This window comes from Xanthomonas pisi DSM 18956, from assembly GCF_001010415.1.
Lineage (GTDB): Bacteria > Pseudomonadota > Gammaproteobacteria > Xanthomonadales > Xanthomonadaceae > Xanthomonas > Xanthomonas pisi.
On the sequence record NZ_JPLE01000085.1, the window covers coordinates 22405 to 33223 of the forward strand.

The window sequence follows — 10819 nt, forward strand, 5'->3', positions numbered from 1 at the left end:
AAGCGCAAATTTGTCAGGCAAATCGATGCCGCTCGAAGCCCTGTCCACTAGGCCGGCGGTTGCCGCCATGCGATGGTGATATCAGTGACTACCTTCTCCCCCAGGTGATCGATGCACGGCCTCGTCAAACTATTGAAGCGTCTTGTGCTGATATGCCTGATCGTCGTAGCGGCGGGCGTGAATTTTTGGATGGTATTAGGATTACAGCAACGCTTTGGTGCCATCGTCAGCATGCACGAACAGCTGCAGCGCAGTGGACTCGGACAGGTCACGTCCTTGCGCGGGATACCGCAAGTCTGCGGGAAAACCGATTACTTTTTCGGAGACATGTACTACTTGTACGCTGTCGATGTGGCGAGTGTTCCAGACACGTTCTGGCAAAGTCGCGTGGCGCGCGGGATTTGGCACCGAGGTCCTGACACGTATGATGAATTCCATGTATTTAAATTCGAAATGCCGCCAGATGACCTGCAGGGATGTCCGAAACCTCTTGAAGTCAATTCCTCACGCTTTTTTTTCGCCCTGGTATCGGACCCAGCGGATTATGTTGGTCCGAACTTGCCATCTTCTTTGAATGCAATTAACGTTATGGCCTACGACACCGAGACATCAAGGCTTTACTGGGTGTACCAGCGTTTCTCCGGTTTTCCGTAGCGCCGCAGGTGTGCGGGTCCATTCCCTGGCCGGAGAGGATTGACGGCGAAGATGGATCTTTCGAAGAAAAATCATCGGTTCCCCACATGAAACCCTGGTAGGCGCCGCGATCAGGAACCTCTGCCATTGACTTGCTGACAAACCAACACTGTGCTTGATGGAGATTGTTTCGGTTGTCGGTTGTCGGTTGAAAGCTCACGGGGGCTTCGCTCAGATCCTTCCTGGAGCGTGTGATGACTGTCGAAAGAGCGTTGCTGCATTTCCCAGCATGGGTATCCTGAAGACACCGGCGTGCAAGCCAACCAAGGTTGCAGGTAGTCGCGTAGCAGCCGTCTGAAACGACCGACCCATCCCAGGCGGTGCTCGACAACCCCAGAGGCGCGGTAGCAAGAAAACGCCTTTCTTGCTTGGCTTCTTGCCGCGTTGTCACATGCAATGGGATGCCATCGTCCTTTGCCGCCTGCGCCGGCTCCTGGCCGGTATAGCCCTGATCTACAAAAGCAATCTTGATCGCTTCGCCGGTCGCATGTGGGACGTCCTGGGTTAACGAACGGACCTGCGCACGTTCCTGCCCTATGGCAGGCGTCACCTGGACGGCGAGCAGATGTTTTCGTGTATCGATCGCCATGTGCACCTGCTCTGCTTCTTGCTTGTGCAGCACGTCGGGGGCATCGATACTCCACGGCAGAGTCCGCCATCGCGGCGGGCGCGATGATCGACCTTTAGGACACGCGCTACATGGATCGCACGCAAGCCGATGCCATCGCCGAAGCCCTCATGCTGCCGGAGCCGCTGGCGCAGCTACAGCGCGAACGCATGCGTGCCGCGCAGGCGCGCAGCCTTGCGCAGCGCCGCTGGGTGGCGGGGATCTCGCTGCCGTGCATGGCGATCGGTGCGCTGGTGGCTCATTTCAGCGGCCAGCGTTTCGCGCATGGCATCCTGGTGGGAGGCTTGATCGGCGGGGCGCTAGGCTCGGTGTGGTTCTGGCTTCGCGAACGGCGTACCGGCTGAGCGCCACGCCGGCTCGAGCATCGGTGTGCACATGCGGGTTTGCTCTGGCTGGTTTGAGGCCTAGGGAATCAGCAACGGCCGTAGCGCAGGCAGCTGCTGCGCCAGTTCGTCGGCCACGATCGCGGCAAACAGGTCCGCTCCGTCCGGGCCGAGATGCGTGTAGTCGAACGCGAGCTTGGCCTGGCCCATCGGCTCGGCGCTGGCGTTGTCCTGCGCGGTGGCAGCGGCGTTGGTGGGGGATGCGTTCTTCGACGGCGAGGTGGACGCGGGCGATGGCGCGACCGTCTGCGCCGGCGTCTTGCCGATGGTGGTACCCGCTTGCGCGGCAGCGATCTGCGCCGGCTCGGCCGGGCGCTGCGCCAGCCGCATCGCCAGCACCGGGCCCATGCCCTGCACCAGGGCGCGACTGCGCGCATGCAGGTCCACCAGCGGCACCTGCAGTTCGCGCGCCACCGCACGCGTGGCTTGGGCCCAGGGGCCCAGGTCGTCCACCAATTGGCCGGCCTCGAACTGCCGCCGCGTCAACGGCGTCACCAGCACCGGCACGGCACCGGCAGCACGCGCCTCGGCCACGTAGCGGCGCAGATTGGCCGGGAATTCGGTCGCCAGGTCCGTCGAACGCCCCGGTTTGCCCGGTTGATCGTTGTGACCGAACTGGATCAACACCACCACCTGTCGATAACCGCCGCTGCGCAGTTCCTTGAGCGCGATGTCCCACGACCCTTCGGCGCGATAGTTCGAGGTGCTGCGCCCCCCGCGCGCCAGGTTGAGGCAGCTCAGGAACGAGGTCACATGCTGCGCGCAGAAGCTTGGCCCCCAGCCGCCTTGCACCGCCGTGGTGGAGTCGCCCACCAGCACGATCTTGCTGGCGGTAAACGTAGCTGTCGCGGCCGGCGCGTTGCTGCTGGAGCTGCTGGTGGTAGCTGCACCGGAGACCAGCGGCGAGCCTGCCAGCGCGGCAGCGGCGGCGTCGGCGAACGGAAGGCATGCCACTGCCAGCGCAGTCAGCAGCAGCGATGGGGCAAGGGAGTCACGACGCATGGATCACCTCAAGATCGAATCGGTACTGCCGGGCGACTGCGGTTGGAGCGTGGCAGGCGTACGAGTACGCATGTATCGCTGCGGCCCTGCGATTGAGCGCGCCGTCCGCACGCGGATGGCGCCCGCCCTTCCCGTTGTTGGCTCGACACGACAAGCGCTCAGAACGTGCCGCGTTGAATGAATGGCGCTTGCTGATACAGCCGGCGTTCGCCACCGCGCGGGTCGTTCGCCATCCGGCTAGGCACATCGAACAGCAACGTCTCGCGGCGTTGCAACGAGTACTGCCGCCAGCGTGGGGCACCGCGATGATTGGGGTCGCCATGCCGCGCAAGCGCGATCAAGGCAGCGCTCATCTGGTCGGCCATGCGCTGCGCATCGGCGCTGTCGCCGGTGCGCGAGCCGGGCTGGCCGATGGTGTCGAACACCAGCGGAATATCCAGCGTGTGGAAGGCGCCGAACTTGCCGCCCTCCAGCGGCGAGGCCCAGTCCAGCTGATACACCCAGGTGGGTGCGCCCTGGCGCGCACGCGCCTGGGCTTCTTCCACTGCGCCACGCCACGAGCGCCCGGCGGTGGTGGCGGCGAAGAACACCTCCGATGGCGAATAGTGCGGATACAGGCGGCGGTATTCGGCAATCACCACCTGCGGCAATAGATCCACGTATTGCTGCGCTTCCAGCCTGGCGGGCAAGGTGTCCCAGGTCAGCGCGAAGTTGGCCGCATCGTTGCCGAGAAAGGCGCGCGTCTCGTCGCGCGTGTTGCCGATCACCATCGGAATCGTCGCCGACTGCAGCGGTGCCTCGGGCCAGAACGGATGCACCGGCAGGTTGCGCGCATCCAGCACCGGGCCGAAATACAACGCGCTGTTTTCCACCCGCGACGGGTCGCGCACCTGCGCGGCAGCCAACAGCTGCGCCACCGGCACGCTGCGCAGGCGTGCCAGATCGGCCGGCGCAATCTTCAATGCATCCAGCAGCAGCTGCGCGCGCTGGGTGGCGGCGCGCGGTCCTGCCGCAGTGACCTGCTGCCCGCTCATGGTCCAGGCGCGATGGAACAGGCCGCGTGCTGCGGGCATGGCCATCAGCGTGGCGATCTTGGCGCCGCCGCCGGACTGGCCGAACACGGTGACATTGCCGGCATCGCCACCGAATTCGGCCGCGTGCTGGCGCACCCAGTGCAGTGCCTGGATCAGGTCCAGCTGCCCGGCATTGCCGGAGTCGGCAACGCTGGCATCGCCCAGCTGCGCCAGCGACAGATAACCGAACAGGTTGAGCCGGTGATTGACGGTGACCACCACCACGTCGCCGCGCCGGCACAGGCGCACGCCATCGTAGAGCGGGTCGCTGCCGGAGCCGGTGGTGTAGCCGCCACCGTGGATATAGAACAGGATCGGACGCTTGCCGCCATCGCGCAGGCCGGGTGTCCACACGTTGAGGAACAGGCAGTCCTCGCTGGTGGGTTCGCTGGCCTTGGGTTGCGGCGCAGCGGCGCCGAAGCTGGCGGCATCGCGCACGCCGGTCCACGCGGCTTCCGGCACCGGCGCCTGAAAGCGCCGCGCGGCGGTGTCGCCGCCGTAGGGAATGCCCTTGAACACGCAGATGCCCTGCTCGCGATAGCCGCGCAATGCACCGCTACGCACCTGGGCCAGCGGAGCGCTGTCGTCGCGCGGCGGTGGTGGCACGGCACCGGCGAAACCCGGTAGCGCGGCGGCGGCACTGGCGAGCAATCCACCGCGCAGCAGCGTGCGTCGGCGCACGTCGGGCGTGGATGGCGCGGTCATCGTGCCGCGTCCTGCGCGGCAGCCGGTGCCTTGCCGAGATGCGCCATCCACGCCTGTGCCAGCTGCGGCCACGCAGCCACGGTCAAGCCGCTGGTGGCCGCCGTGCCGAAGCCGTGCCCGCCCTGCGGAAAGACATGCAGTTCGCTGGGGACGCCGGCGCGCAGCAGCGCGTCGTGCAGCAGCAGGCTGTTGCGCACCGACACCACGGTGTCGTCCTGCGCATGCAGCAAGAACGTCGGCGGTGTCCGCGCATCCACGTGCAGTTGCGGCGAATACGCGCCGACCTGCGCAGCGCTGGGCGCCTTGCCGAGCAGGCGCTCGCGCGAACCCAGATGCGCATTGGCGCTGTCCATGTCGATCACCGGGTAGATCAGCAGCGCGAAGTCCGGCCGCGCGCTCAATGCATCGGCGGCGTCCTGCGCCGGATACACCTGCGCGGCATAACGCGTCTCCAGGCTGGCGGCGACGTGGCCGCCAGCCGAAAAGCCCATGATCCCGACCCGCTGCGTATCGATGCCGTAGCGGCCCGCATTGGCGCGGATCAGCCGCAGCGCGCGCTGCGCATCGGCCAGCGGCGCGTCGGCGCCATTCGGGTGGCCTTCGCCGGGCAGCCGGTAGCGCAGCACGAACAAGGTGATGCCGGCCTGGTCGACGAAGCTTGGCACCAGCGCGCTGCCTTCGTTGTCCAGCACGATGCGTTGGTAGCCGCCGCCGGGCGTGACCAGCAACGCGGTGCCGTTGGGCCGCTTGGGGCGGTAGACCACCAGATAGGGTTGGCTGATGTTCTGGATGTAGCGGTCGGGCAGGGCGTCATCGCTGCTGCGGTCCACGATGCGCTGCGGTTGCGGCAATGGGGTGTCCCCCGGTGCCATCGCCTGCGGCCACAGCGCGATCCGGCTGGCCTGCTCGGCGGCGGTATCGGCGCTGGCGCGCTCTGCGGACCAGGCCGGCCCGTTGGCCATTGCCAGCGCGGCCAGGGTCGCGGCCAGGCAGCGGCGCAGGGCCCGCACCGCCTGGTTTCCAAGGTGTTTTTGGCGTGTCTGCTGCATCTACCCCTCCCAGGGCCACTTCGGTATCGCGGTCACAATGTCGCACTGCACATTGCCAATGACACCGGTTTACCATATACAGCACACCGTGCCGCTGTCGATTGGCAGTGCAACAAAACACCTATCAGGGAGACACCCTTGAGCAACGACGCCGCCACCCCGCCAACGTCCACATCCACGCTGTCCGACATCGCCCAGCGCTTTGTGGAGGCACGCCGTGCAGGGGCCTCGCTTCCGGACTTTCCCGGGCAAATCCCTGGCGATCTGGTCACTGCCTACCAGGTGCAGGACATCGCCATCAGCCAGTGGCACGACCACGTGGTTGGCTGGAAGGTGGGGTACATCGCCGCCGAGCGCCGCGATGCCTCCGGCGACGAGCGTCTGCTCGGCCCGATCTTCTCTCAGAAGCTGTGGAATGCTACCGGTGGAACAACCGAGTTTCCGATCTATGTCGGCGGCTTCGGCGCAGTGGAGGCGGAGTATGTGCTTCGGCTGGAGGCCGATGCGCCGGGCGACAAGATCGACTACACGCCAGACGAGGCCGCTGCGTTGCCGGCTACGCTGTTCATCGGCGTGGAGATCGCCAGCAGCCCGCTGGCGACCATCAACAAGCTGGGCCCGCGTGTAGTGATTTCCGATTTCGGTAACAACAACGGGCTGATCCTGGGGCCGGAAGTGACCGATTGGCTGGGTCGCGACGAAGCCGCGCTGGGCGCCGAAACGCTGATCGACGATCAGGTGGTGGGTACCGGCGGCGCCACCACGCTGCCGGGCGGTTTGCGCGCGGCCTACGCATTTGCGCTCAGCCGTTCGGCCCGGCGCGGGCGCCCGCTCAAGCGCGGTGATCTCATTGCCACGGGCAATGCCACCGGTATCCATGACATTGAAGTGGGACAGCGTGCCCTGATTCGCTTCGCCGGCATCGGCGACATTTCCTGTACGGCTGTGTCCGCCAAATAACGGCGGACCCGGTGACCAGACGCTTGGGAGGGCGCCAATGATCACACGCAGACATTTCCTCGGTGCCGGGCTCGGCGCCGCCGCCGCCGCGCCCTGGCTGGGTGCCGGCGCCACCACGCCGATCCCCGGCGGGCAGTTGCTCACCGCCACCGATGTGCACGTCGGCGACTACCCCACCGTGGAGGCGGTGCGGTGGTTCGGCAAACAGCTCGAAGCGCGCACCAACGGCCGGCTCAAACTGCGCCAGTACCACTCCGGCCAGCTGGGTCGCGAGTCGGAGGCGATCGACATGGCGCGCTTTGGCGCCATCGACATCACCCGCGTGTACTCGGGTGCGTTGAACAACACCTTTCCGCTCACCCAGGCGCTGTGCCTGCCGTACGTGTTCGACTCGGTGCCGCATCTGCGCCGCGTCATCGACGGCCATGTCGGCGACAGCATCCTGCGCAGCTTCGAACAGCGCGACCTGGTGGGCCTGGCGATCTACGATTCGGGCGCGCGTTGCTTCTACAACACCAAGCATCCGCTGCACCGCCCGGAAGATCTCAAGGGCCTGAAACTTCGCGTGGCCTCGTCGGACATCTTCCTCAAGCTGATGCGCATGCTGGGTGCCAATCCCACCCCGATGTCGCTGGGCGAGACGTTTTCGGCGATGGAAACGCACATGATCGACGGTGCGGAAAACAATATGCGCAGCTTCCAGTCCAGCCGTCATTTCGAGGCGGCGCACTACTGGTCGCAGAGCGAGCATTCCTACGCACCGGACATCCTGGTGATCTCGCGCAAGAGTTTTCAATCGCTGAGCCCGGCCGATCGCGGCCTGGTGGTGGAATTGGCGCGTGCGTCGGTGCCGGTGATGCGCCAGTTGTGGGATGCGTCGGAAACGGTCGCGCGCAAGCAGGTGATCGACTACGGCGTGAAGCTCAACCAGGTCGACATGCCGGCGTTCCGCGCCGCCGCCGCCCCGCTGCTGGCCGAGTACCGCAAGCAGCCGGAGATCGAAGCGCTGTACCGCCGCATCCGCGATTTCGCATAGAGGTATCCCGATGACCGAACCCGAGACCGTCGCCGTCCCGGTCGCGCCGTTGCAGCGCGCGCTGGACCGCGTTTCCGATATTGCCATTGGCGTGGCGTCGCTGGCGCTGCTGGGCCTGGTGGTCGTGCAGGGCTGGCAGGTGTTCACCCGCTACGTGCTCAACGACTCGCCCAGCTGGACCGAGCCGGTGACGCTGTTGCTGCTGAGCACCGCGCTGAGCCTGGGCGCCGCCGCCGGTGTGCACACCAACCGCCACTTCGGCTTTTACCTGCTGGGCGAACACGTGCCGCCGCTGGTGCGCAAACTCTTCGAAGTGATTCGCCCGCTGATGATCCTGTCCATCGGTGCGGTGCTGGCTTGGTGGAGCGCGGCGCTGCTGCTGGATGGCCTGGACATCAAGATGGCCGGCGCGCAGATGCCGCAGAGCATCAACTACCTGCCGTTGTCGATCGGCGGCGCGCTGATGGTGCTGTTCGCCTTGTTCAAGTTGTGGCGTGTGCTGCGCCCGGTCCATGTTGGAGGAGTGCGCTGATGGGCATCGCCATGTTGTTGGGAACCTTCGTGGTGCTGCTGCTGATCGGCGTGCCGGTGGCCTACGCCTTGGGCGCGGCCGCACTGGCCACGCTGCTGTATCTGGACCTGCCCACGGTGGTGCTGGTGCAGCAGATTTCGGCTGGTAGCGGCTCGGCGTCGTTGATCGCCATTCCGCTGTTCATCTTCGCCGGCGAGTTGATGTTGCGCGGCGGCATTTCCGAACGCTTGATCGCGCTTGCCTCGTCGCTGGTGGGGCGTGTGCGCGGCGGTCTGGGCCAGGTCAGTGTGCTGTCGTCGCTGTTCTTCGGCGGCGTGTCCGGTTCGGCGATCGCCGATGTGTCGGCGGTCGGCGGCACCATGATTCCGCAGATGATCAAGCGCGGTTACGACCGCGATTACGCGGTGAACGTGAGCATGACCGCCGCGCTGGTGGCGTTGCTGGTACCGCCTTCGCACAACCTGATCCTGTTCTCGGCAGCGGCCGGTGGCGGCCTGTCGATTGCCGATCTGTTTGCGGCCGGTATCGTGCCGGCGCTGCTGATGACCGCAGCGATGATGGTCACCGGCTATGCGGTGGCGCGCCACCGTGGCTACGGCACCGAGCCGTTCCCGGGCTGGCGTGCGGTGGCCTTGCGCCTGTTCGGCGCATTGCCGGGCCTGGGCCTGGTGGCGTTGATCTTCATCGGTATCCGTGCGGGCATTTTCACCGCGGTTGAGAGCGCGGCGATCGCCGTGGTCTACGCGTTGATCGTCACCGCGCTGCTGTATCGCCAGTTGCGCTGGGCCGAGTTCTTCGCCGCCGTGACGCATGCCGCACGCACCACCGGCGTGATCCTGTTCGTGATCGCCACTGCGGCGGTGTTCGGCTGGCTGCTGGCGTACCTGCAGGTGCCGGCGGCGGCGGTGAAGTTCCTGCAGGCCATCGCCGACAGCAAGAACACCGTGCTGCTGATGATCGTGGTGATGCTGCTGTTGCTGGGCATGTTCATGGACCTGGCACCGAAGATCCTGATCTGCACGCCGATCTTCCTGCCGGTGGTCAAGGCCTACGGCATCGACCCGATCCACTTCGGTCTGGTGATGGTGCTGGCCGGCGGGATCGGCCTGATCACGCCGCCGATCGGCTCGGTGCTGTTCATCGGCACCTCCATCGGGCAAATCACCATCGCCCAGAGCATGCGCACCATCTGGCCGTTCTGGCTGGCGGCGCTGTGCGTGCTGTTGATCGTGGCGTTCTTCCCGGAGCTGTCGTTGTGGCTGCCACGCGCGCTGCGCGCCTGAGGCCATGACGCGCTGAGCGATCGGGTGCCTGGTGGAAGGGCGTGATCGATGCGGCAGGTGATGCCGCTCGATCCCCCGCCTGCCGGGCGCGTGCGACGCCTTGCCGAGCGTGCAGGACGTCGCTGCTGGCGGGAGACTTCCGCCTCATTCGGTTAACCGGTGGCATTGCCTGCCGGTGACCGCATCGCCCCACCCGTTGGGGACTAGGAGACAGCATGCGTGTACGTATCACCTCCCCCCGGCTGCGCTGGTTGGTTGCCGCCGGATTGCTGCTGTGCGCCGGCCTGGGTGGCGCGGCCGACTGGAAGCGCGGCATCGAACATCAGCGCATCGCCGATCAGGGCAATGGCACCTTCCTCAACCCGGTGCTGGCCGGCGATCACCCCGACCCGTCGGTGCTCAAGGACGGCGACGATTACTACCTCACGCTGTCCTCCTTCGATGCCTATCCGGGCCTGCCGATCTGGCATTCGCGCGATCTGGTCAACTGGCAGCCGCTGGGCCATGCCATCACCCAGAACGTCGGCGCGATCTGGGCGCCGGACCTGATCAAGCACGGCAAGCGCTACTACATCTACTTCCCGGCCCGCCGCGGCGACCAGGGCGAGCGCAGCAACTTCGTGGTCTGGGCCGACGACATCACCGGCCCGTGGAGCAAGCCGATCGACATCGGCCTGGGCAAGTACATCGACCCCGGCCACGCGGTGGGCGAGGACGGCAAGCGCTATCTGTTCCTGAGCGGCGGCGATTACGTGCAGCTCTCCGACGACGGCCTGAAGGTGGTCGGCACGCCCAGGCACGTCTACGACGGCTGGAAGTACCCGGAAAGCTGGGACGTGGAAGGCTACGCGCAGGAAGGCCCCAAGATCACCCGCCATAACGGCTGGTACTACATGACCACCGCCGTGGGCGGCACCGCCGGCCCGCCGACCGGGCACATGGTGATCACTGCGCGCTCGCGTTCGATCCACGGCCCCTGGCAGAACGCCCCCAACAACCCGATCACCCGCACCAAGAGTGCCGACGAGCCGTGGTGGTCGCGTGGCCATGCCACCCTGGTGGAAGGCACCGACAAACGCTGGTGGATGCTGTATCACGGCTACGAGCACGGCTTCTGGACGCTGGGCCGGCAGGCCTTGCTGGACCCGATCGAATGGACCCCGGACGGCTGGTTCGTCGCCAAGGGCGGCGATCTGGGGACCCCGCTGAAGAAACCCAGCGGCCAGGCGCTGGCCCACGGCCTGGCGCTGTCGGACGACTTCCGCGCCAGCACGCTGGGCCCGCAGTGGGCGTTCTTCAACCCGGCCGCCGACGAGGCCAAGCGCCTGCAGGTCGGCGATGGCGTGTTGCGCCTGCAGGGCAAGGGCACCGCCCCGCGCAACGCCTCGCCGCTGACGGTGATCGCCACCGACCAGGCCTACCAGTTCGAGGTGCAGATGACCGTGGCACCGGGCGGGCAGGGCGGGGCGCTGCTG

Annotated in this window: 11 protein-coding genes; 7 read left to right on the plus strand and 4 right to left on the minus strand. The window is 66.3% G+C overall.

From position 1 onward, the window contains the following. Nucleotides 1-111 precede the first annotated feature (111 nt). The gene (locus Y887_RS20425; protein WP_146093456.1) at nt 112-654 is read left to right on the plus strand and encodes a hypothetical protein; all 543 of its coding nucleotides are present in this window, start codon (nt 112-114) and stop codon (nt 652-654) included. Here the strand turns inward: Y887_RS20425 and Y887_RS20430 are convergent. Next, complete coding sequence (locus Y887_RS20430; protein ID WP_146093457.1) at nt 587-1315, minus strand: transposase; 729 nt, start codon at nt 1313-1315, stop codon at nt 587-589. The two genes, Y887_RS20425 and Y887_RS20430, sit on opposite strands and share 68 nt — an antisense overlap. Nucleotides 1316-1392: 77 nt before the next feature. Here Y887_RS20430 and Y887_RS16475 point away from each other — a divergent pair, with 77 nt between their 5' ends. Continuing rightward, nucleotides 1393-1665, plus strand: a complete 273-nt coding sequence (locus Y887_RS16475) for a hypothetical protein (protein ID WP_046965383.1) — start codon at nt 1393-1395, stop codon at nt 1663-1665. Between the two features lie 60 nt (nt 1666-1725). Here the strand turns inward: Y887_RS16475 and Y887_RS16480 are convergent, their stop codons facing one another. The 3 genes from Y887_RS16480 to Y887_RS16490 form a co-directional block, all read right to left on the minus strand. After that, nucleotides 1726-2706 (minus strand): rhamnogalacturonan acetylesterase, encoded by a 981-nt coding sequence (locus tag Y887_RS16480; protein ID WP_104612477.1) that lies wholly within the window; start codon nt 2704-2706, stop codon nt 1726-1728. Between the two features lie 158 nt (nt 2707-2864). Further along, on the minus strand, nt 2865-4484 hold the full coding sequence (locus Y887_RS16485; RefSeq protein WP_046965384.1) for a carboxylesterase/lipase family protein: 1620 nt from the start codon (nt 4482-4484) through the stop codon (nt 2865-2867). Beyond that, on the minus strand, nt 4481-5533 hold the full coding sequence (locus Y887_RS16490; RefSeq protein ID WP_046965385.1) for an alpha/beta hydrolase: 1053 nt from the start codon (nt 5531-5533) through the stop codon (nt 4481-4483). The genes Y887_RS16485 and Y887_RS16490 overlap by 4 nt, the downstream gene beginning before the upstream one ends. Nucleotides 5534-5671: 138 nt before the next feature. Between Y887_RS16490 and Y887_RS16495 the strand changes: the two genes are divergently transcribed. The 5 genes from Y887_RS16495 to Y887_RS16515 form a co-directional block, all read left to right on the plus strand. Beyond that, complete coding sequence (locus tag Y887_RS16495; protein WP_046965386.1) at nt 5672-6493, plus strand: 2-keto-4-pentenoate hydratase; 822 nt, start codon at nt 5672-5674, stop codon at nt 6491-6493. 37 nt (nt 6494-6530) lie between these two features. Beyond that, on the plus strand, nt 6531-7529 hold the full coding sequence (locus tag Y887_RS16500) for a TRAP transporter substrate-binding protein (RefSeq protein WP_046965387.1): 999 nt from the start codon (nt 6531-6533) through the stop codon (nt 7527-7529). Nucleotides 7530-7539: 10 nt separating this feature from the next. After that, a complete protein-coding gene (locus Y887_RS16505; protein WP_046965388.1) occupies nt 7540-8061 on the plus strand; it encodes a TRAP transporter small permease in 522 nt (173 codons plus the stop codon). After that, entirely contained in the window at nt 8061-9344 is a 1284-nt protein-coding gene (locus Y887_RS16510; protein ID WP_046965389.1) for a TRAP transporter large permease, read from the plus strand. The genes Y887_RS16505 and Y887_RS16510 overlap by 1 nt, the downstream gene beginning before the upstream one ends. A 215-nt stretch (nt 9345-9559) precedes the next feature. Next, the coding region (locus tag Y887_RS16515) for a family 43 glycosylhydrolase (RefSeq protein ID WP_046965390.1) at nt 9560-10819 on the plus strand (1260 nt) is incomplete at its 3' end.